Genomic DNA, 21,760 nt, shown 5'->3' with positions numbered 1-21,760 from the left:
GCGTGGAGTATACGGACAAAATGCTAAATTTCCATAAGTCTAATGAAGCAACTAATGCCGCTTCTTCTAGTTCTCTATGGGGCAATGTCACTCAACCGATTATGAAACAAAATACTAAGAAGTTTCTCAAATCGATGACTGATGAAGAAATTGAAATCTTTGAGTCTGTAGCTGGAGATGTCTTAGATGCTCTTGGTTATGAAAGAGTCAGAATTGCTCAAGGGGCAGAGATTCAGTTCACTCCCGCTGATATTGAAAAATTCAATGAGATTAACAAGGCTAGAAAATCGGAAATCAGTGAGCAAATGGACCCCGAAGATCGCGAAAGAAGAAGTATCCAAGCTAATTTGCTAGACGAAATTCAAGCTCGCAAAGCTGCATAGGAAATTACAATTTATAATTAAATTTATAACAACTCCAGACTTTAGACCATGATGTCTCGTCTGGAGTTTTTGTTTGGTTAAAATACGGGAATCGGTAACGGGGAACAGGGAACAGAGAATCGGGAACAGCAGTCAGACCTCGCAACCTAAAACCCTAATTTTAACCTCTATACAATTGAGCTTCTCTCTCTTCTTGTCGTAGACGCTGTCTTGTGCTTTTACTGCCACCTGTTATATTAGAAATTATAATAAATGCAGCTAATCCGATCAACGGGCTAATCAGAGTGGGAAATCCATCAAAGTCCGCAGTAAAAATATTATTAGGAATATATAATAGGGTATTCTCAATCCCAAATGTTGTTGGCATCAACATAAACAATATGAGTCTAGTTGCCGAACCGAGAATAATACAGGAAAGTGCACCTTGCCAAGTCGCCTTGGGCCAATAAAGCCCTCCTGCTAGTGGCACTAAAAGACCAGCAAATCCCAAATCGAAAGCTAATAGTAGTAAAACACCAGTTTGCGGCACTTTTAAGGCAAAAAATACACCTAAACCAGTTATAAAAAAAGCCATCAGTCGGGTAATCATTAACAACCTATCACCTGCTGCATTATGGTCGTCATGACGAATGCCAATAATATTATGGGCAATCACCGAAGATGTACCTAAAATTGCCCCGTCTGCGGTAGATAGAGAAGCCGAAAGAATTGCCACAATTACCAATAAGCCCAATAAAGGAGGCACAATGCCATTAAGCAGTGCATACAAAATTGGGCCATCGGGAGTGATGCCTGCATCGGCAAGAATTTGAGGAGCTGATAAGGCAATTAACGAGAAGGGAACGCCAATAATCAATGTGCCAGCACAGCCGATTAAACAAGCTCTTTGGGCAGTTTCTGGACTTTCCGCAGCAAAAATCCGTGCCATAAAATCGATCGCGACAATATCTCCCAAGCCCAAAGCAAGTAAAGTTGCCCAGTTAATGACTGCACCAGATGCTGGATCGCTTAATTGAGCCAGAGCTAAAGGTCCAGTACCAGCAGGTATTGTTAAGCCAAAATTGGTAGCCATAAATACTAGGAGACCTAAAGAACCCACAAAGGCGATCGCAACTTGAATTGCATCCGTATAGGCCACAGCAAAGAGACCGCCACTAGCAGTATAGATAAAGACGACGATGGCTAACAGCATAACTCCAGCTGTATAACTTGTCCCCAAAAAAGCTTGAAATAAATATCCTCCCGCAACCAAATTACCAGCTAATAGAAACGAAAAACTTAACACCATCAGAAATGATGCCACTACTTCAGTTTTACGGTTATATTTAACTCGATAAAAATCTGGGAGAGTTATCAAACCCATACGATTCATCGGTTTGGCAAAAAAGATTGCGGTTAAAAATAAACATAATGCCAAGCCAATTGGTAAAGACGCCCCAGCCCAAAACCCAAATTCCGCTGCCAAATCCGTATTCCCCAAAGTTGCATTGGAATCCACCGACTGCGCCATTAAAGTCGCCGCGGCTAGTGGCAGAACCAGCCCTCGCCCAGCAACAAGATAATTTTCACTATCGCCTTTGACTTGTTTTGCCGCCCACATACCGATCGCCAAAGTGGCGAACAAAAATACTAAAATTCCCCAGAACAGAAGTTTTTCTGTCATAATTACTCCTGGTCAGTTTAGACCATATAACGTTATTGAGTTGAGCTATCGAAATCCCGCCAAGAACTAGATAGCTCTTTTTTATTGTTAAATTTGCATTGCTAATTGTTGACTACAATTATGATTAATCTGATTGTTGACCCAATCACACCACTGCTCCAGACCTTCACCTGTTTTAGCTGATAGATAAATAATCGTGACTTCAGGATTCATCTGCCGCACATTAGCAGCAATAAGATCAAGATCAACATCTAAATAAGGTGCTAAATCGGTTTTGGTAATTAACAAACAATCAGCTTCTTGAAACATCACAGGATATTTTAGGGGTTTGTCTTCCCCTTCTGTGACGCTTAGTAAGGCAACTTTGGCATGTTCTCCCACTTCAAATTCAGCAGGGCAGACCAAATTACCGACATTTTCTACTAGAACCAAGTCCAAATCCTGGGGATTATATTTATGTTCTAGGGTGTGAATGCCCCCCGCAACCATTTTCGAGTCAAGATGACAAGAACGTCCTGTATTGATTGGAATTACAGGAACATCATATTGTCGCAGGCGATCAGCATCCAATTCGGTGGTCATATCTCCTTCAATTACTGCTATTTGGAACTTATCTTTTAATCTGGCCAAAGTTTGTTCAAGCAGAACAGTTTTGCCCGCGCCGGGGCTACTCATAATATTGAGGCAGGTAATTCCCCAGCGATCAAAATGGGCTCGATTATGATCGGCTCCTTCTTGATTGGCATGGAGGAGATTTATTTCTAGGGCAGCGTCAAATGTTTGGTGCATCTTTTTTAAGGGATGAGGGATGAGGGATGGAGGATGAGGAAATAAAAGTTAAGCATGAGATAGAGAGTTATTAGTTAGAGAAGAATATTCGATGCGATCGATTTTTAGTTCTCGACCAGAGCGAATATCTTCCATCGGGGAGTTGCAATCAGGACAGCTATATTGCAGTCCAATTTCTGGTTGATATTCCTGTTGGCAACTATGGCAAAAGGCAATTAGGGGGACATCTTTAATAACTAATTCAACTTGATCAAGAAAAGTATTGCGAGTTTGAACTTCAAAAGCAAACTGTAAACTAACAGGCTCTACACAAGTAAATTGACCAACAATTAAGTGAATTTTCTCGATCTTTGGTGGTTCTGGTTGGGATTCATACCAATCTTTAACTGTTAAAATTAAAGCTTTGGTCATATCGGTTTCATGCATTATTTCAGTGATCAGTAGATCAGTTAACAGTTATCAGTAATTAGGATATGTCTAGGTTGCTCTTTAACTCGTCTCATCCAGGCTAAAATGGCGGGAAATTTTGTCAGCTCAAAACCCCCTTCGTCAGCGACATGGGTATAGGCATACAGACTTATATCTGCGATCGTATATTTATCTGCAACAAAAAAATCATGAACTTTCAGATGTTGTTCCATAACATTTAATGCGGCATAGCCTAATTGTTGTTTTTGAGCTATTTGTGCTTGATATTTATCGGGCTGCTGGAGAATGCTAATCCAAAAACGCGGAGTAGCAATATTCGGCTCATGACTAAATTGTTCAAAGAATAGCCATTGCATTGCCTGGGCTTGTTGGTATTTGTCTTGAGGAAAATATTCTGTGCCTTGACTTAGATAATATAAAATTGCATTTGATTCAGAGATAAACTTGTTGGGGGCAATTTCTAATACGGGAATTTTTCCATTAGGATTCTTTTGGAGAAAATCATCTGTTCTAGTTTCCCCTTGTAAAAGATTTATTTCTTTTGATTCAAAAGGAATTTGCAATTGAGTTAATAATAAGCGAACTTTGTAGGCATTCCCAGAAAGAAGAAAGTCATAAAGTTTATACATAAATCATTGAACATTGAGCATTAAACATTGACCATTCAAGGGAGCCGGGGGATTTCAGGTGATAATTATTCCCCATCTCCCCAAATCCCTATTCCCCCAATCCCCTCTTACTTCCAAGGTTCATCGACTTTTTGCGATTCGGCATGAACATAATCGGGAGTTTGTTTACGGGGTAATTGTCCCGAAACTACTAAATGGGCCATCGTGTCACAGATTACACGAGTTGCCATCAGCGATGTAATATCACTAATGTCATAGGGAGGCGAAACCTCGACGATTTCCAGTCCACAAACTGTAGTATTCTGGACGATTCTTTTCAGTAAATAAAGAGCTTCGCGGGGTAATAAACCACCAGGTTCAGGCCAACCAGTACCAGGAACAAACCCGGCGTCGATGCAATCAATATCGAAACTAATATATACACAATCAGTGCCATCAGTCGCTTTGGCGATCGCAAAGTCAGCGGCAGCATCTAAACCCATTTCGGTAATATCTGTAACCGTCAGAATATTAGTTGCTCGTTCTCGACAAACTTTCACTCCTTGCCGTGGAACTTGCCAACCTCCAATACCTAGTTGCACTAGATTTTTTGCAGGAGCATTTTTCATATTGGTGGCGTGGAACCAAGGACAAGTATGCATTCTTTCATCTAAATCTGTCTCTTGAGTATCCACATGGCGATCGAAGTGAATAATACCAACTTTTTTATCCCCTAGATGGCGACAAACTCCTCTTAAAGTGGGAAAACCAATGGAATGATCCCCTCCTAAAATAATCGGGAAAGCCCCTGAACTAAAGACATGGGCCACACCCTTAGAAATCTGATCAAAAGATTTTTCGTTGTTAGCAGGAATTGTGAAGACATCTCCGACATCACAAAGGGTAATTTGTTCGCGTAAATCTACACCCAACTCAAAGTTATAGGGTGTATAAAGAGCTGAAACTCGTCTAATTCCCTGAGGACCAAAACGGGTTCCCGGTCGATAGGTTGTTCCCGAGTCATGGGGAACTCCCATAATTGCCACATCATATTCGCCCACTTTTCTGACATCTTCTATGTAAGGAGCCTTCAGAAAAGTATTGATTCCCGCGTAATGAGGAAGCTCACCCCTCGAAAAAGTGGGAATACTGCGATCTTTGATGCTATCTGCTGCTTCTAACCCAAATTCTAGACCGCGATCTACTTCTTGCTGCCATCCCGTTAGGGGTAGCCGGCTTTCTTTTTCTAAGGCCTTTTGGGCTTCACTAGAATTTTCACTTGGGGGTTGAAAGGGTAACTCGCTCATGCAGTTTTTCCTGTATATATGTTCAAAATGCAACAAGCCCAGGAGTCTGACGCTCTATAATGAAAAACGCCAAAACCTCCCGGGCTTTTATCCCGCCGTGTAGCTACTTAATTAAGGGCAGGATGTTCCTTACCAAAAACTCTGTCAGTAGCTTGCTTCTCTCGGACCAGCCATTCAAGAATTTCATCTTAAATCGGAACCCTAGAAGCTATTGTAGAAATTGTAGTTGCTAGCAACTTATCAGTTCCTTTCTCGTAAAAATGTGTCTAAATTTACTAAAAATGTTAACAATTGTTATCAAAATGTATTGCGATACAATCTTTAATTAATTATTTATTATAATCATAGTTAAGGTCTAAGGATAGGCAATGAAAATATCAACGATTCAGATTCCCCCCAATTTAAAAATCACCCAAGAACAATTTGCCAAGTTAGCTGCGGTTAACCGAGACGCGCGACTAGAATTAACAGCAACTGGAGAATTAGTTATTATGCCACCTACGGGAGGAAATACAGGTCGACGCAATATTGATATCTGTTTTCAACTGGAAGCCTGGAATAGAAAGGCTAAGTTAGGAATTGTGTTTGACTCTTCTACTGCTTTTCGTCTTCCTAATAGAGCAAACAAATCTCCTGATGCGGCCTGGATCGAACAAACTAAATGGGATAGCTTGTCTGCTCAAGAAAAAGATAGTTTTCCTCCTTTATGCCCTGACTTTCTGATAGAACTACGTTCTAAAACTGATAGTTTGCAGTCTCTACAGGAAAAGATGGAAGAGTATCTTGATAATGGTTTACTTTTGGGCTGGCTAATTGACCCTCAAAATAAGCAAGTATTAATTTATCGCTCTCAAGAACCTTTTGAAATATTAGCTAATCCTGATACTTTGTCTGGGGAAGAGGTTCTCCCAGGGTTTTGTTTAAATTTAAAAAATATTTTCTAGTTTTGTCTTTACTCGAAATTTTCTCTTGTCAAAATAAAAACATTTCCTTCGTTTCCTCTCCCTAATCGCATATCCTCATCCAAATAGGTAATATCCAACCAGGCTTGGCGATCGCGATTCTCGATACCAAAATCTAATGGCAAAAACTTTTTCCCCGCCTCGAGTTGCTCAATAAATTTATGGGGAGATTTGTAACTCACAAAACGCTGTAACCCGATAATGGAACGCTCAAAGATTACACTAACTCGCTTGGCAGAGGTCGGCTCAAATCTTCCTGCCACACTGACAATCCCCTCCATGAAAGGCATTCCCACAATCTCGGCAATATTGTAGACTTTGGCCTCGGCAGTGCGAATACATTGATAAATTTGCCCCAGTTTAAATAAAGGAAAACGATCTAAACCTAGTATAGATTTACTAGTAGTATATAGTAATCGCCAGTCTCCTTCTAATAATTCCTTCGCTTCTAAGGGATTAGGGGTTGGGTTGGTGTCTTCTAGTTGTTGAATAGCTGACAGAACTTGAGCATTGTCAATCTCATTAGCTAATAAACCACGGTTTTTACCTGCGATCGCTTCTAATAATGCTGCTTTTTTATTCATTGCATTTCATTTTCACTATGACAATGATACTTTATCTTCCCTTTACAAAGGCAGACTAAATTTAATCTTAAACTCACAAACTTAGCGATTAAATACAAGTATTTCTTGCGATGACAAGCTTACTTCAAAAAGCGATATTAGATATATGGAAAACAACAAGTCCTAAACACCTTTATCGATTATATTAAAAACTTCATATATTAATTTACTATAAATTTTTTGCTTACATTCTCTAGTCCGACCTTATTGGCTGGGCTTTTTTTTGCCTAAAATTTTTCAAAAAGTTCATAGAAGTTTTAGCGCAAGATTACAATATCGCAAATATTTCTGGGTGGATTTACCGAGACAATAGTAATTAATAATATTATTTAGTCAATATAAATCAATGTATTCCCATCCTAATCGCGATCGCAGCAGATTTGTTGTCAATCAGCCATTCACTCTTCCGGCTTCTATTCCCTCAGATTGTCAAGAGTCAGTTATTTTTTCTTTGAAAACTCATAGTATTTATGATGAGAAGATCTATCTTTGGAGTCCTAAAAAGGCGGAATTCATGCTTAATCTTTTATTTAGATGGGACGAAATAGATCATATTTTTTCTACCATAGAAAAATCGCGAATTTATCATTCTGATAAGGCGGAACTATATTGTTTTACTCTATTGAGATCCTACATTGAACAATTTGATCATGTAATTGAAGCAATAGTTCATGGCAGATTATTTTTGGATATTACCGTGGAAAAGGCTAATTCTATAATTCCTACACAAATGAATTATTTAACTATCTATAATTATTTAGAAAAAGTACAAGTCCATGAATTAATGACTTAAGTTAGATATTATCTTTTCAAAATTCATGTTTGGAATCTCGATGATGGAGAAAATATTCACACTATCTTCTTGAGTATTCTATTTACCTTGTATAAGGGAGCGTACCCATTCATTAGGCACTATGTCAATTGTCATGTTAATTCGCTCAGTGTTTCCCCCATTAATAATCCGGTGTGGGTCACTGAGCCTGAGATACCAACACTCCCCAGGCTTCATGGGAACCAAATTTTCGTTAAGGAAAAACTCCACCCCATCGTTAGTCAGAATTGGGATTGTAAGGCGAATTACTGACTTTGGGACTTGAAGCCCTAAAGTTGGGTCAGTGTGTTCTTTAACTGTTGCCCTAGGGGCTAATCTTAACAATCTGACCAGTGTGACCTTACTATGCTTTCGAAAAGTGTCAACTACACTCGACAGATAGGGTGAATTTCTGAGCTCAGGGCTGTCCAGCCATTCAGTCCAAGAACCATCAGCATAATCGTCTGCTGGGGGAGGCAATGGCAAAGAAGGATCAACTAAATGGGCAGGAGATCTTAGAGGTAAAACATTGTAATAGACAAAATCACCCAGAGCTAGTGCCTTAATTTCCTCTTGCATCTTGGCTATGTCAAAGGAAAGCGTTAGTTTTTTCCGATCATCAAAATTAATGTTATGACTGGCTAACTGGGTCATGACCTTCCACTTTATTGTTGTATTGTTTGGATAGATTTTTGCTTGATACTCGTTTCCCCAATTCTTCTGAACTGAAGTATATATATAAGTTCCGAAGTAATTAATCACTGAATTATACATTTAGTGTGATTAGAGATAGGCTAGATTTAAAGAAATTTTCCGTATATATACTGAGTCAAGAAGCTATCAATATATTTTTTGAAAAGTTGCGAAGAGCTAAATACCTGATGTCCTATAATAGTGGATTGCTCAAATAGATATTGATCAGAGTGTTAATTATTAAAACGATCGCGGAATTAAAAACTTACCTCAAGAATGAACAACCCAGCCTAAAAATTGGTCTTGTGCCAACGATGGGGGCATTTCATCAAGGTCATACTAGCTTGATTAAACGAGCAGTTCAAGAATGCGATCGCGTTGTTGTCAGTATTTTTGTTAACCCTCTCCAATTTTCTCCCACAGAAGATCTCGCCCAATACCCTCGTCAACTGGCTACCGATTCTGATCTCTGTGCAGAACTAGGAGTCGCGATCATATTCGCCCCCAATCTCGAAGAGATCGGCATTACAGGAGATGCCTCAACTCAAGGGCAACTTACCACAATCACTCCGCCGGCAACTATGACATCTAAACTATGCGGTAAATATCGTCCTGGACATTTTACAGGAGTTGCCACCATAGTCACTAAACTTTTAAATATCGTCCAACCAAATCGCGCCTATTTCGGTCAAAAAGATGCGCAACAATTGGCAATTATTCGTCGTTTGGTCACAGACTTAAACTTGCCTGTCGAAATTATAGGATGTCCCATTATTCGCGAAGCATCAGGACTGGCCCTGAGTTCTCGTAATCAGTACTTATCATCTACAGAAAAATCCCAAGCAGCCATAATTTATCAGAGTCTTAAGAGCGCAGCACAAGAATTTTTTCGAGGGGAAACAGAAGCAGATAATTTGATCACAATTGTTAAGGATCAATTGGCGATCACAAATGAAGTTAAACTCCAATATGTTGAATTGGTAGACCCTCTAACCTTAAAGCCTTTAGCGCAAGTGGAGACGATAGGATTACTTGCGATCGCAGCCCATGTGGGAAATACTCGTCTGATCGATAATATGATATTGCGTCAACCAATCATCGCTATTGATGGCCCCGCAGGAGCAGGAAAATCCACCGTAACTCGTCGAGTTGCCGAACAACTAGGACTGCTATACCTCGACACCGGAGCAATGTATCGTGCTGTAACTTGGTTGGTTATGGATGCAGGAATTGCTGTAGACGACGAAGATGCGATCGCCTCTTTAGTGAAAGATGTAATCATAGATTTAATCCCTACAGATTCTCCTGAAATTCCCCTTGGTGTTCAGATTAACGGCCAGGAAGTCACCAAAGTAATCCGCACTCCTGAAGTTACAGCGAATGTTTCAGCGGTTGCTGCTCAAGCTGCGGTGCGCGAACAATTAGTTAAGGCTCAACAACTTTGTGGAGCAAAGGGCGGAGTCATTGCTGAAGGCAGAGACATTGGGACTAATGTTTATCCTGATGCAGATCTCAAGATATTTTTAACAGCTTCGGTGGAAGAGAGAGCAAGAAGAAGGAGCATTGACTTAAAAAATCAAGGTCAAAAAAATATTGACTTGCCACAATTGCAACAAGAGATTCAAGCTAGAGATGACAAAGATAGTAGTCGGGCGATCGCGCCTTTAAGGAAAGCTGATGATGCAGTGGAAGTGATTACCGATGGACTAACTATTGAGGAAGTAGTCGCAAAAATTGTTAATTTGTATCAAGTTTCGTATCAGTAATATTATGAATCTTCAAAAATACCATCAAATCCCAATTGTAAAAGTATAGCTTTTTTGATCTCAAACCAATATTGGTCTTCTATAAATACTACCAAATGTAGCATAGTAATTCATCTGATATTAATTTTTAGGATTCTTACTATCCTTGCTAATAGCTTGTCACTCTGTGAGGTCTGATTAATTCACTTAAACAGGCTGGAGAAAAACTAAACGATTTTGCCAATCATCTTGAGAATAATTATCCCAAAGCCAAATTAGAGAGCGCATTATTTGACCAAAATTATTTGAAGAAATAGACAAATCGTCAATAAAAATTACACCAGAATGGGAAATTTCTGCTGCTCCCCATTCTACTAATAAAGGAGGAATAGTTCTTAAATCGTAGGTTACTAAAGTCAAATTAGCCTCATGAGCAGCAACTAAAATTAATTCATCACCATGACCTAACAATTTACCTTCCTGCCAATAAAACAGAGAATTTATCGTGATTTCAGGACGCTTTCTCGAGATTTCCGTTGCAATGGTAGGGGACATGTTTTCATCTAAAAGAAACGATAACATTATTCTTCCTCAAGCAAAACCTCAGAAGGAACTTTAATTAATTCCACCTGAGGTAATATACGTTTTAACGCAGTGTAATTGAGAGCCTGATAATCAGAGATTGCATCTTCTATTTCTAAGGGATAAGCTTCAGAATAATTAAGAGCAGCTAACACCCATTCTTGAGGACGTTGAAAATGTTGGGCGATTTTGTTGGGTTGTAAGTCATATTTTTGGGCAATTATCATGACTTGCCACACTGTCAAATTAGAATTTTTCATATATGCACAACGCCCAACAGGGGAATTACGAAATTCAATAAAGGCAAATTCAGCCTCTCGCAACGATTCCTCGATTAATATCGCACCTGTTTCACTAGGAGTTTTTCCCAAACGACGGGCAAACCTTTTTAAGCGCTCTGCTGTATCATCGGGTAATCTAGTACTTACTACTTGAGACATGGTCAAACACAATTACAATGTTTACATTGTAACTTAGAGTAGATTAAGTTATTTCAACTAGGTTTAAATTACTGATTTCTCTTCAACAGCCTACCGTTGTTAGTGGATTTGCTGCACAAATAAGACGTTTTAAAATTTGTTTTAACGCCATTGCCGTCCAATCGATATCAGCTTTAGTAGTATCTTTGCCCAAAGTAAGCCGAATGCCTCTTTTTGCAGCTAGTGCATCGTAACCCATAGCTAACAAAATTGGGCTAGGATTCAGTTTGCCGCTATTACAAGCAGAACCCGCACTAATACCAATCCCTGCCAAATTCAACTCACGCACCAGGGTTTTTCCTGTAACATTTTTAGTCTGACTAGCAAATAAATCACTCAAAACAAAACTGACATGGTGGGGCAGCCGATACAAGCGATCGCCAGTGGGAATTAGATAGGGACAATCCACAAAATGATCAAATAAGCGATCGCGTAACTCTCGTAATCTAGCCGTTTCAGCCGGCATTTCCTGACTAGCCAGCTCAGCCGCAACCCCAAAAGCGGCGATCGTAGCAACTGCTTGAGTCCCAGAGCGTATTTTATTTTCCTGCCCGCCCCCAGCCATTAAAGGAAGCAAATTTACTCCAGGTTTAATGTATAAAGCTCCAGCGCCTTGAACACCATAGATTTTATGGGCAGAGACCGATAACAGATCAACTCCTAGCTGTTGCACGTCAATCGGTAAGCGCCCGGCAACTTGTACTCCATCAGTATGAAAAAGAATATTATGTCTCCGTGCAATGCTGGCTAATTGTTCAATTGGTTGTAGAGTTCCAATTTCACTTTGCCCATAAATAATAGAAATTAAAACCGTATTGGGTTGAATCGCTGCTTGTAGATCTAGAGGGTTGATTCTGCCCTGACGATTGACTTTTAAGCTAGTAACTTGCCATCCTTGTTGCTCCAAAAACTTTGCTGGTTGGGCAACCGCAGAATGCTCGACATTAGAAATAATCAGATGTTGGGGTGTCGCATACTGTCTGGCAACTCCCATGATGGCAAGATTATCCGCTTCTGTGCCCCCCGAAGTAAAAACTATGGACTCAGAAGTGACGGCATTGATTAAACTAGCTACTTGTAATCTAGCTGTTTCTAATGCGATCGCGGAGCTTTCTCCCCAAGCATGCAGGCTAGAAGGATTGCCCCATTGTTCTACCATTACTTCCTGCATTTTTGCGATCGCTTCTGGTCGGGGCGGAGTCGTTGCACTATAGTCAAGATAAATTTGCATTATTACCTATTGTTCACTCTCTTGCTAGGGATTGCTACCTGTAATTCTAATCCTATAATTATTGGGCGTTGATTCATAGGAGCCGACCCAAAGTTTATACTTCCCTTGTTGCCATTGACCTTCTAAAGCTGGATTAATATTGTTGTAGTCGTCATTACACCAGATACCTCCAGGCCCCTGAACTAGAATTGTCGTGTCGATAGAACTTTCAACTTCGATTTTAAGAAATTCAAAAAAGGTATTGAGAATTAAGATGTGATTGGGCTGCTGCTCTACTAGTCCGTTACAAGGCCCTGTGGAAGTTTCTTTGATATTGACAACCTCAATTGCCTCGATTTGCCCGCCACTAGTCCCGTCAATCAGCATCGGATTCGGGCTTATCTGACCATCCAGGGTAATCTTCTTTACTATATCTTGTGCCAAGGTATTAGAAGATGCGGCCAACAAAATAACCATAGTAATGACTGTACCCAGAAGGCTCGGATTTTTGATAGCGACTCTTCCACCAAGATGAATTCTTTTCATGAATGACTGACACTCGCTGATGGTTAGTATAGTTGTCTCAAAGTTTACTTTTATTGAGTAAAAACTGCTACCCTGACTTGACGCTACAGCAGGTTGTCTTGTTCCAAATAGCCCATTGACCTGGCTTTGCCCTTTAGGGTTGCTGTCTTCTTTGGGAAATAGGGAATAGGGAATAGGGAACAGGAAAGACAAGAATGATGCGTGTTTTTACTGAGGTTGATTAACTGCAAATATATTAGATTAGTGGACAAAAAATACTCGCTTGGGATCAAGGACAAGCTGCTATTTTATTATTAAATATTTTGCGCTCTGAAGTATTAAGAATTGAACCATATAATCAGATGCATGTGATCAAGGTATAGAAAAGGAATTTTTATGAATAATACAATTGTTAGATCTGATTTTGTTAACCTTCCTGCTCAGGAGACAGGGTTTTCTTTGTCAGACTTTAAACAAATTTTATATCGCAGATGGAAACCAGCATTGGCTTTGGGAATTATGGCTTTTGGAGTTGTCTTAATCCCCAAATTATTGTCGACTCCTCAATATCGCTCCGAGGCCAAGATTCTCTTAAAAAGCCCCCAGAATCAACAAAGCGCGGAAGTTCAGCTTAATGCGCTAAATTCTAGACGTAACTATTATAATTTAAAGGATTTGTCCACAGATATTTTGGTCTTAAAAAGTTATTCTTTAATTAATAAAGCAATAGAAAAGTATCCCGAAACCTTTAGTGGTTTATCTGCGGCTGAGGTTAGAACAAAACTCAACATATTCCCTGCGATGATCAACGATATCCCAACGGATATTTTGAATATTTCCTTCGTTGACTCTGCCCCAGAAGTTGCGCAAGGAGTTCTAGATGCTTTGAGCGAAGTATATGTTGAATACAGTTTAGAAAGAGAAAGATCTCAAGCACTTAATGCAATCCAATTTATTGAGGAACAATTGCCAAAAGCTGAGGAAGAATTGAATAAAGCAGCTTTTGCCATTCGCAGTTTTCGTCAGAAAAATAATTTAGTTGATCCCGATGAATATGTCGGTCGAGTAGCTGATTTTAGACAGTCTTTAGAAGAGGAGTTGAAGCGGGGAGAAATTGCCCTTGATATTGCACAAACTAAGTATCGGACGATATCCAATCAATTAATTGAACTAGGACAAGATCCCGAAACCATTGTGACAACTTCCGTCCTGGGTCAAGATGGCGTTTATCAATCCTTAGCTAGTCAACTCAAAGATTTGGAAACTCAATATACTTTAGCAAGTGTGCAATTTAAGGATAACTACCCCATGATGCAAGATCTTAAATTGCAGAGGGAACAACTACGTAATTTACTATTGGAAAGGTCAACTCAAATCTTAGGAGAAGGTATTTCCCCCGCTGTTCTGGATAAAGTCTTAGTTTCTTATACTCAGACTAACATTGTGGCCGCAGGAGACTCTGGAAGCCAAGTGTCTACATCAGGTTCTACTCTACAACAATTGGCTGAGCAATTATTAAGCACTCAAACAGAATATCTGAGCCTCCAAAGCCAAATAAATCAGATTAATCAGGCAAAAGCAAATGTTGAGGCTGATTTTCAGCGACTTCCCCAATTACAAGAGATTTATACTCGATTACAAAGGAATATTAAAATACAATCGCAAGCAGTAGATTATCTTTTACAAAGAAAACAAGAATTACAAATAGCCGCAGCAGAAGAAATTACTCCTTGGCAAATTTTGGATAAGCCTTATCTTCCTGCTCAACCAATATCACCTAATATCCAAAAAGCGCTAGTCTCATCCTTAGTTGCGGGTGGTCTTTGGGCGATCGCGATCGCCTTTCTCCTTCATCAGTTAGACAATAGAATTAAACTGGTAGAAGAAGTGAAACGAATTACTCACTTGCCACTATTGGGTGCGGTGCCCCAAGTTTTTGATCCTTTAATTGTGATTGAAGATAATACTGTCAAACAGTCCTATAGCTACAGGTATTCTTCTTTTACCGAATCCTTAAGGGCGATCGCGATGAATATCAGTTATACCGTTGTGGATACTAGAAAAATTAAGTCTTTGGTCACAACATCTTCGACCTCTTCTGAAGGAAAAACTACTGTTACCTATAACCTAGCGCTAGCTCTTACTGAATTAGACGCCAAGGTATTAGTAGTTGATGCTGATTTGCGTAAACCAAAGATTCATAAAATGGCCAAGATTAGCAATGAACAAGGTCTGAGTGAAGTAATCAGTGATAATAAACATTCTTGGACTGAGGTTGTCCAAAATGTTACAGGGAATTTGGATGTCATCACCGCAGGAGCTAATGTTGCTAATCCGATCGCCTTGTTGCGATCTCAAATAATGAGCGAGCTGCTTAAGGAATGGGAAGCTGCTTATGATTATGTCTTGATCGACACTCCACCGATCGGGGCCATGGCAGATGCTCAAAGTTTAGTGCATCAGGTTGATGGAGTCATGTTGGTAACGGGAATTAATAAGGTAAATCAAAAAGCTATTGTCAATACTTTAGAAGTTCTTCAAAGTAGCAATTGCAACTTAATCGGGTTTATCGCCAATATGGTGGAAAAAGACCTCGATTACTACTCTTATTCTTATTATTCTCACTATTACAACCAACCTTCTAATGGAAATGGCAATGGTAACGGGAATGGGAACGGCAATGGAAATGGAAATGGAAACGGTAATGGCAATCGGGAAGCAGGATCAATGAATAGCATTATGCAACAATTTCGCCGTCGCTGATTCTCTTGTAGAAGGCAGAGGGGAGAATATAAGATTTTTTTTATCTCCCTTGTCTTTTTTTTCTTAACCTTGAGGATTAATAAACCGCATTACTATCGACCAAAACCAGGAATTTTCAACTTCTGAGTAACTTTTTCTGCCACATCAGAATAGCTTAATTCTCCACAAAGAATTTTACCCATCATTTGACCAGCAGCTGGTCTTTTGACTCCCAATTTATAAGCAATTTTGGGAAATTTAAAGAACATTCCTGCTACAGTTTGGGCTTTGGCTAGATTAGAACCCCATTCTGTCTTGACAACCTCACTATAGTTAGCCAGCGCTGAACTATCGCCATCTAAAGCTTCTGAGATAGCTGCTGCTGCTTTGATTCCTGTAAAAATAGCAGGACGAATTCCTTCTCCAATCAAAGGATCGACAAGGCCGCCAGCTTCTCCCACCACCAAAGCTCGATTGGTATGTAGAGGGGAATCTGCTTGCCATAAATTCAAATTCGATTCGGTATATTGACTATTTGTTAGATCAAGATTAAATTTACCAGCAAAGTTAGTTAATTGCTTTTTGATTTCTTGAGGTTTACCTTTGGGATCTCTGACAAATGCCCCACTCAGAGAATAGCCATCTTGTTTGGGAAAGCTCCACATAAAACCATTCTTAAGTGAGCCAAAGTCAAAATAAGCCAAATTACGATTCTTTTCTGTGACTTCTGTCGTCACTTCCAACCCAGCCGCGACTACTTTTTGTGGTGATTCAAAGCCTAACCAGCCCGCAGCTGGCCCATTTGCGCCATCAGCAGCAATCAAATAGGATGAGGTGAAATCGCCATTGCTTGTGCTAACTTGCCATTGCTCATTTTGAAGTTTGATCCCTGTAACTTCGGTACTGTCTTTGAATTCTGCCCCTTTAGCGATCGCTTTTTGGATCAAAAAATTATCAAATTCATCCCGTTGCACCATCCACATTGGGGCGACATCTTCGAGGGCAATTTCCACAGGATCACCGAACTTCCAAGTATATTTCACATTAGAAACTGTGGTTTTAATCACGGGTGTGAAATCAAAATCAAACCAGTCTGCGATCGCAGGAGAAACCCCTCCCCCACAAGGCTTATAACGAGGGAATTTTCCCTTTTCAATTACTAAAACAGAACGTCCTTGTTGCGCCAAATTATAAGCCGCAGTGGCTCCTGCCGGCCCAGCACCTATGATAATACAATCGTACATAAATTTTTAGTTTAATCTTCACCAACCGTCATTTTAAAGGATGAAGGATAATTTTAAGGGATGAGGGATGAGGGATGAGGGATAAGGGATGAGGGATGAGGAGATAAAAACAGCATGTTTAATGTTCAGTGTTCAATGACTTAGCTGTACGGAGGATTTGACCTGCTAAAATTGCGGCCCCAAAACCATTGTCAATATTTACCACGCCAATACCAGAAGCACAGGAATTGAGCATGGTTAACAAGGCAGAGATTCCCCCAAAACTGGCACCATAGCCTACACTAGTCGGCACAGCGATTACAGGACAATCGACTAACCCAGCAACCACACTTGGCAAGGCGCCCTCCATGCCAGCTATGACAATCAAGACATCTGCCTCAGTCAAATATTGCCAATTGCCCAAAAGCCGATGAATTCCGGCAACTCCCACATCCCAAAGACGAGTTACTTGAAACCCTGATAATTCTGCGGTGACTGCCGCTTGTTCGGCAATGGGAATGTCGGATGTGCCTGCGGTAACAATACTAATAATGCCTGGTTGTTTAGGAATAGTTTCCGTATCTGCGATCGCGACTATCTTTGCTAGGGGATAATGTTGCAAATTGGGAATTGCTGCCTGTAATTCCTCGGCGATTTCTGGCTCAATCAAGGTTGCCATAATTGGGATTTGTTGATTTAGAGTTTGATTTCTCTGCTCCATCAACTTAATTATTTTGATTATCTGTTGGGTTGTTTTTCCCGCTCCCCAAATTACTTCAGGAAAACCATTTCTTAGATTGCGATGGTGATCAATTTTGGCAAATTCTTCTAAGGTTTCAAACCCAAAGTTCTGCAATTTATCCCAAGCGCGATCAGGACTTAAATCACCCTCAGCAACCTGATTTAAAATCCGTTTTAAAATTTCTTCTTGATCCATCTCGAAAATTACTATTAATTCAAAACTGATAACTGATAACTGATAACTGTTAACTGTTAACTGACCAGGCCGGATGTTTGAAAATCGCATCAATTACTCGAACACCCCTTAACTGATTAGACAAGGGCAGATGGCCTCTAGGAGCAGTTAGATCCCAGGTGAATTCATTAGGATAACGAGTCCAACTATTCCCCGTTTTCCAATTGATTTTTGACCAAAGTTGTCCGAAATCTTGGCCTAAAGCTAACCAAATTTTTCTCTGGACAGAAAACCCAAATTTGCCTTCAGAATGAACTAGCCAAAGTTGATCAATCGTCCGGAAATCCGCGATCGCAATACTACCAACTTCAGTAAAATAAAGCCATTTTCTCTCAATTGCCGAGGCTCCGGCTAATTCACACAATTTTTGGATCGTTACCAAATCCGCTTTCTGGAAATCCTGATCCGCTAAAAGTCTTTGCAATGGTTGATAGTCAATATTAGATTCTGAATTTAGGGGCACAATTCCGGTGGGAAAGTTCTGGACGATAAATTCCTTCGTTTCAGGTGTCCCATGTTTATAGAGAATCTGATAAGCCTTCCCCATGGGAATCGTCGCCATTTTGCGATCGCGACAACCGACCATCCATTCCATTAAAGCCTGATAGCCAGATTCTCCTGTTTCAATGAGCTGTGGAATAAGTTTTAACTGGTTTTTTTCTGATTCTGAATCCAACTGGGAGCTGAGGTTGCTGATATCTTGCATACAATCGAACTTTACCCTAGTGCCAGGGATGATTTTGCTAAATTTCTCATACTTTACGCAAATACGCTCCATAGATCCTATCACGAAGAAAGGTAAGGAAAAATTAAATGAATTATGAAAAATCGCTGACTTTAAATATATCGAAGTCCTGGTAAAAGTTGGAACATGTTTTCTATTCAACACTAGAATTATTTTTGGGCGGTTTATGCAATTTTAAATAAGGAGGAATATGCTCAGAAACCGCAGGTCGTTCTATCAAAGATTGCGGTATAGATTTTTTCTCGGTTGATTCTGCTTCAGGCTCCTTCTCTTGCTGAGTTGCTTCTTCTGCTTGTCCTGTCTCTTCCCTAGGTTGGAGTGGCACTTCTGGCTTGGTTTCCGTTGCGGGAGAAATTGTTTCTTCTGTTTCTTCTAGCTGATTTTTTAGCTCATTTGGGGCGGATGATTCCGTTTCAGTGTTCGTTTCTAGTTCGGTCTCAGTCTTGGGGATTATTTCTTCTGTCTGCGTTTCAGGTTCAGTTGGGATTGAAATTTCTTTTTCGGTTTCTATAATATTTTCTTCCGCTGTAACTTGCGTGAATTTGTTGACGAAAAAAACTAATTTAAAAGATTTCCCCAGTTTCCTTTCAATAAATTCTTCGACCAAACCCACTTGGTTGGGCACTACATCCTTGCTAGTTTGCAGCAGAATATAAACTATGGGTGGGTTTTCTGTCCAATCTACTTCGATTGTTGCATTGTCAACCCCTTCTGTTACAGTAATAGTCTCATTCAAAGTCTTATTGATTCCCATTTCAAGTTGAGCTTGTCTTACCAGTTGTAAAAAGCTTGCTCCCAAGGGGATTACCAAAATTCCAGTAAGGGCTAAAGTCCAACCTAATGTGTGATTTATTCTGCTATATCCTGCCAAAATAAAGACGACCATACAGGATAGAGTGATACCCAAAAGATTAGTCAGATAAAGTAAAAAGGCACCTTTAGCATAAGCTGTTTGTTGTTGAGACAAAGCCAACCCCACAACACATAGAGGAGGCATCAAAGCCACCGCGATCGCAGTGCCGGCAATGACATCACTAACCCCTTTTCTTACTTTGGCAAAAGAACTAATCCCCCCGGCAACTACGGCAATTCCCAAATCGACTAAATTAGGTTGAGTTCGGGATAAAACTTCGGAACCAAATTGGGGGATATTCGCCGCATCCCCAGCAAAATAGGAAAGACTCAGTGAGACAATAGTCGCCCCAACAATTGATAAAAAAGCTCGCTTAAATAAACCAAAATCTCCTTCCAATGCTCCAAAAGCTAAAGCCCTCAGGGGCAACATCAAGGGCGCTACCAACATCGCACCAATAATCACCGCAGTGCTATTACTAATCAAGCCAAAAGTAGCAATTAAACAAGAACTAACGGTCAAGATAATATAATTCAGATTCCAAGTAGCATCTTGGCATAACTCCCTGTCCAATTTGCGAACATAGACTTCATTAACTTGGGTAGGTAACAGTTGTCTGACAAATCTAATTACCTTTAACCACAAGAATTTAATAATTCTGGGATTTTCAATTTTCAATTTCTTAAAATACACTCAGTACTAATTACAGTATATTGAGCATGTTTAAATACAGCACAACTGTTTTTATATGCTACTAAAGCCGGAATAGCTCCTTGTTCCAAATTAGTAACCACTTCTTGGGTGATCTTTTGGTGTTGTCTTCTCCAGCGATTTTTAGCAACATAATCAGCCGCAAAGCCAGCATCTTCAACTAACCAATGGGTAACACCATATTTATTGATAAACTGGGTCACAACATCTATATCAGGGCTAAATTGAGCTTCTATGAGATCAATTACCCGTTGACGATAGGGACGATAATATCCCATGTGATAGGGAATTGCATATTCACGACTAACAAGAACCGAACGCTGGGAAAAAGTCGGAATATTATCTGTTTCCATAGCCAAGGAGGCAATGAGAATATCTACTGGTTGCTGTTGGAAAAACTGATATAACTCTGGTTCAGTCCCAACTTTATATTTAGTAGAGGGGAATCTCTTGACAAAACTAGGGTAACAGACCAGAGAAATCGCGATCGCCAAGGCTAAACCAAGAGTCAAGAATTTTCGCACTAATGATATTTTGTTATTCGGAAGCCGAAGTTCTAGTTGAGTGATCAAAGCTTCGAGAATTACCGTCACTGCAATTCCTGCTGCCAAAGTAATAACAATTCTCAGACTATGGCCTGAGTAGCGACTAGGAAGATGCAACTTGAACAACACTGCATGGGCCACAATAAATAAACCCACCGAAACCATCATCAATTGGGGCAAAATTATAACCTGCGGCCTCACCGATTTGCTCAGGGGAAAACTCCGAGTTGCACCGAGTAACCAAGGCAAAAAGAAGCCAAAGACTAAAGTTGCTGGGGTATAAAGAGAACGGGGAATTAAACCAGCCCGCCCCCCGCCAATAATATAGGACCACCAATGGAGCCGAAAAAACTTCGATCTTCCTTTGGGAGAAAAATCAGGTAATTCTAAAGCTTCAGCCCGAGTAATCGTTGGGCCATATTCTGAGGCGTTTAAGACATAGGGTAGTAAGACAAAAAATGCTACCCCCAAACCAATAAAACAAAAATAATAATCTTTGCTTTCTTTGGATAAATAGGGCTTAAATCCTTGCCATTTGACCAATTGTAAAATTAATAATCCTGAGGCGACAAAGACATATTGAGGATAAAATATGCCTAAAAACGCGATCATAAGACAACAAGGAACCAAAGATCTCTTAGCAAAATAATAGAGAAATGCTAAGAAAAAAGGATAAACAAAAGCTCTAGGCGTTCCAGAAATAATATCATCCTTCATCCAGAGAGTTTGATTTAGCATCAAGCTAGTAGCAAAACAACCAAAAGGAATCGGCAAAATCTCTTTGGATAACAAAAAACAATAACAAGTAGTAACAATGCCAATAATAGGAGGCAATAACTTATTGAAAACCAAAGGATCAAATCCTAAAGCCACTGCGCCACGATACAAGCTACTGTAACCAAAAGGAGCAACCGATTGAAAATAATCCGCAATCAAATCATTAGGAAACAAATTGGGATTAACATATCTCATCATCCAAAAGACATGCTGTCTAGCATCATCCTGAACCACCCATTCTCCCTGAAAAGCCTTTTTTAAAGCAAGAATTGAGTAACTGAGAGCAAAAACTAAAGTAACAATAAACCAAAATCGCCAAGCGCGCGAACTCGTATCCTGAAATAACTTTTCTCTAATTTTCAATTTTTAATTTTTAATT

General features: G+C 39.9%; 20 protein-coding genes, 1 pseudogene and 1 riboswitch. Of the genes and pseudogenes, 5 read left to right on the top strand and 16 right to left on the bottom strand.

Annotation, left to right across the window (positions count from 1 at the left end; all coding sequences use genetic code 11):
* Positions 1-383, top strand: a pseudogene (locus XEN7305_RS12680) (sulfotransferase); the annotation flags it as partial.
* Between the two features lie 160 nt (positions 384-543).
* Here the strand turns inward: XEN7305_RS12680 and XEN7305_RS12675 are convergent.
* The 5 genes from XEN7305_RS12675 to speB all read right to left on the bottom strand — a co-directional run bounded on the left by XEN7305_RS12675 (position 544) and on the right by speB (position 5,179).
* Positions 544-2,046 (bottom strand): sodium:solute symporter family protein, encoded by a 1,503-nt coding sequence (locus tag XEN7305_RS12675; protein ID WP_006509837.1) that lies wholly within the window; start codon positions 2,044-2,046, stop codon positions 544-546.
* Between the two features lie 87 nt (positions 2,047-2,133).
* Entirely contained in the window at positions 2,134-2,835 is a 702-nt protein-coding gene (gene hypB, locus XEN7305_RS12670) for a hydrogenase nickel incorporation protein HypB (protein WP_006509836.1), read from the bottom strand.
* Between the two features lie 48 nt (positions 2,836-2,883).
* Positions 2,884-3,261, bottom strand: a complete 378-nt coding sequence (gene hypA / locus XEN7305_RS12665) for a hydrogenase maturation nickel metallochaperone HypA (RefSeq protein ID WP_006509835.1) — start codon at positions 3,259-3,261, stop codon at positions 2,884-2,886.
* 23 nt (positions 3,262-3,284) lie between these two features.
* Positions 3,285-3,893 (bottom strand): glutathione S-transferase family protein, encoded by a 609-nt coding sequence (locus tag XEN7305_RS12660; protein WP_006509834.1) that lies wholly within the window; start codon positions 3,891-3,893, stop codon positions 3,285-3,287.
* Positions 3,894-4,000: 107 nt separating this feature from the next.
* Positions 4,001-5,179, bottom strand: a complete 1,179-nt coding sequence (gene speB / locus XEN7305_RS12655; protein WP_006509833.1) for an agmatinase — start codon at positions 5,177-5,179, stop codon at positions 4,001-4,003.
* Positions 5,180-5,253: 74 nt separating this feature from the next.
* Positions 5,254-5,395: riboswitch (guanidine-I (ykkC/yxkD leader) on the bottom strand.
* Positions 5,396-5,547: 152 nt separating this feature from the next.
* On the opposite strand from speB, the gene XEN7305_RS12650 reads away from it, so the two are divergent.
* Entirely contained in the window at positions 5,548-6,123 is a 576-nt protein-coding gene (locus tag XEN7305_RS12650) for a Uma2 family endonuclease (RefSeq protein ID WP_006509832.1), read from the top strand.
* 8 nt (positions 6,124-6,131) lie between these two features.
* Here the strand turns inward: XEN7305_RS12650 and XEN7305_RS12645 are convergent, their stop codons facing one another.
* Positions 6,132-6,725 (bottom strand): PAP/fibrillin family protein, encoded by a 594-nt coding sequence (locus XEN7305_RS12645; protein WP_006509831.1) that lies wholly within the window; start codon positions 6,723-6,725, stop codon positions 6,132-6,134.
* Positions 6,726-7,110: 385 nt separating this feature from the next.
* On the opposite strand from XEN7305_RS12645, the gene XEN7305_RS12640 reads away from it, so the two are divergent.
* A complete protein-coding gene (locus tag XEN7305_RS12640; protein WP_006509830.1) occupies positions 7,111-7,557 on the top strand; it encodes a hypothetical protein in 447 nt (148 codons plus the stop codon).
* Positions 7,558-7,635: 78 nt separating this feature from the next.
* Here XEN7305_RS12640 and XEN7305_RS12635 read toward each other — a convergent pair whose 3' ends face one another.
* A complete protein-coding gene (locus XEN7305_RS12635; protein ID WP_144053259.1) occupies positions 7,636-8,229 on the bottom strand; it encodes an aspartyl/asparaginyl beta-hydroxylase domain-containing protein in 594 nt (197 codons plus the stop codon).
* Between the two features lie 269 nt (positions 8,230-8,498).
* Between XEN7305_RS12635 and XEN7305_RS12630 the strand changes: the two genes are divergently transcribed.
* Complete coding sequence (locus tag XEN7305_RS12630) at positions 8,499-10,034, top strand: bifunctional pantoate--beta-alanine ligase/(d)CMP kinase (RefSeq protein ID WP_006509828.1); 1,536 nt, start codon at positions 8,499-8,501, stop codon at positions 10,032-10,034.
* A gap of 186 nt (positions 10,035-10,220) precedes the next feature.
* Here the strand turns inward: XEN7305_RS12630 and XEN7305_RS12625 are convergent, their stop codons facing one another.
* From XEN7305_RS12625 to XEN7305_RS12610, 4 genes are all read right to left on the bottom strand, one after another.
* Positions 10,221-10,595, bottom strand: coding sequence for a DUF5615 family PIN-like protein (locus XEN7305_RS12625; protein ID WP_006509826.1), 375 nt, complete (start codon positions 10,593-10,595; stop codon positions 10,221-10,223).
* Positions 10,595-11,035, bottom strand: coding sequence for a CopG family transcriptional regulator (locus XEN7305_RS12620; protein WP_006509825.1), 441 nt, complete (start codon positions 11,033-11,035; stop codon positions 10,595-10,597). The genes XEN7305_RS12625 and XEN7305_RS12620 overlap by 1 nt, the downstream gene beginning before the upstream one ends.
* 82 nt (positions 11,036-11,117) lie before the next feature.
* Positions 11,118-12,305 carry a cysteine desulfurase family protein gene (locus XEN7305_RS12615; protein WP_006509824.1) on the bottom strand — a complete coding sequence of 396 codons (1,188 nt, stop codon included), beginning with the start codon at positions 12,303-12,305 and terminating at the stop codon, positions 11,118-11,120.
* A 24-nt stretch (positions 12,306-12,329) separates the two neighbouring features.
* The gene (locus tag XEN7305_RS12610) at positions 12,330-12,830 is read right to left on the bottom strand and encodes a hypothetical protein (protein WP_006509823.1); all 501 of its coding nucleotides are present in this window, start codon (positions 12,828-12,830) and stop codon (positions 12,330-12,332) included.
* A gap of 375 nt (positions 12,831-13,205) precedes the next feature.
* On the opposite strand from XEN7305_RS12610, the gene XEN7305_RS12605 reads away from it, so the two are divergent.
* The gene (locus XEN7305_RS12605; protein ID WP_006509822.1) at positions 13,206-15,572 is read left to right on the top strand and encodes a polysaccharide biosynthesis tyrosine autokinase; all 2,367 of its coding nucleotides are present in this window, start codon (positions 13,206-13,208) and stop codon (positions 15,570-15,572) included.
* Between the two features lie 92 nt (positions 15,573-15,664).
* On the opposite strand, the gene XEN7305_RS12600 is transcribed toward XEN7305_RS12605, so the two are convergent.
* From XEN7305_RS12600 to XEN7305_RS12580, 5 genes are all read right to left on the bottom strand, one after another.
* The gene (locus XEN7305_RS12600) at positions 15,665-16,795 is read right to left on the bottom strand and encodes a geranylgeranyl reductase family protein (protein WP_006509821.1); all 1,131 of its coding nucleotides are present in this window, start codon (positions 16,793-16,795) and stop codon (positions 15,665-15,667) included.
* 118 nt (positions 16,796-16,913) lie between these two features.
* Positions 16,914-17,711: a nickel pincer cofactor biosynthesis protein LarB gene (gene larB, locus XEN7305_RS12595; RefSeq protein WP_006509820.1), complete on the bottom strand. Its 798-nt coding sequence runs from the start codon at positions 17,709-17,711 to the stop codon at positions 16,914-16,916.
* A 49-nt stretch (positions 17,712-17,760) separates the two neighbouring features.
* Positions 17,761-18,456, bottom strand: a complete 696-nt coding sequence (locus tag XEN7305_RS12590) for a GUN4 domain-containing protein (protein ID WP_040897685.1) — start codon at positions 18,454-18,456, stop codon at positions 17,761-17,763.
* Between the two features lie 172 nt (positions 18,457-18,628).
* A complete protein-coding gene (locus XEN7305_RS12585; RefSeq protein WP_202951275.1) occupies positions 18,629-20,026 on the bottom strand; it encodes a DUF389 domain-containing protein in 1,398 nt (465 codons plus the stop codon).
* Positions 20,023-21,744, bottom strand: a complete 1,722-nt coding sequence (locus tag XEN7305_RS12580; protein ID WP_006509817.1) for a hypothetical protein — start codon at positions 21,742-21,744, stop codon at positions 20,023-20,025. The genes XEN7305_RS12585 and XEN7305_RS12580 overlap by 4 nt, the downstream gene beginning before the upstream one ends.
* Positions 21,745-21,760: the final 16 nt, after the last annotated feature.

The organism is Xenococcus sp. PCC 7305 (assembly GCF_000332055.1).
Taxonomy (GTDB): Bacteria; Cyanobacteriota; Cyanobacteriia; order Cyanobacteriales; family Xenococcaceae; genus Xenococcus.
The sequence above is the reverse complement of the archived record's forward strand: the minus strand, read 5'-3'. Positions and strand labels throughout refer to the sequence as shown.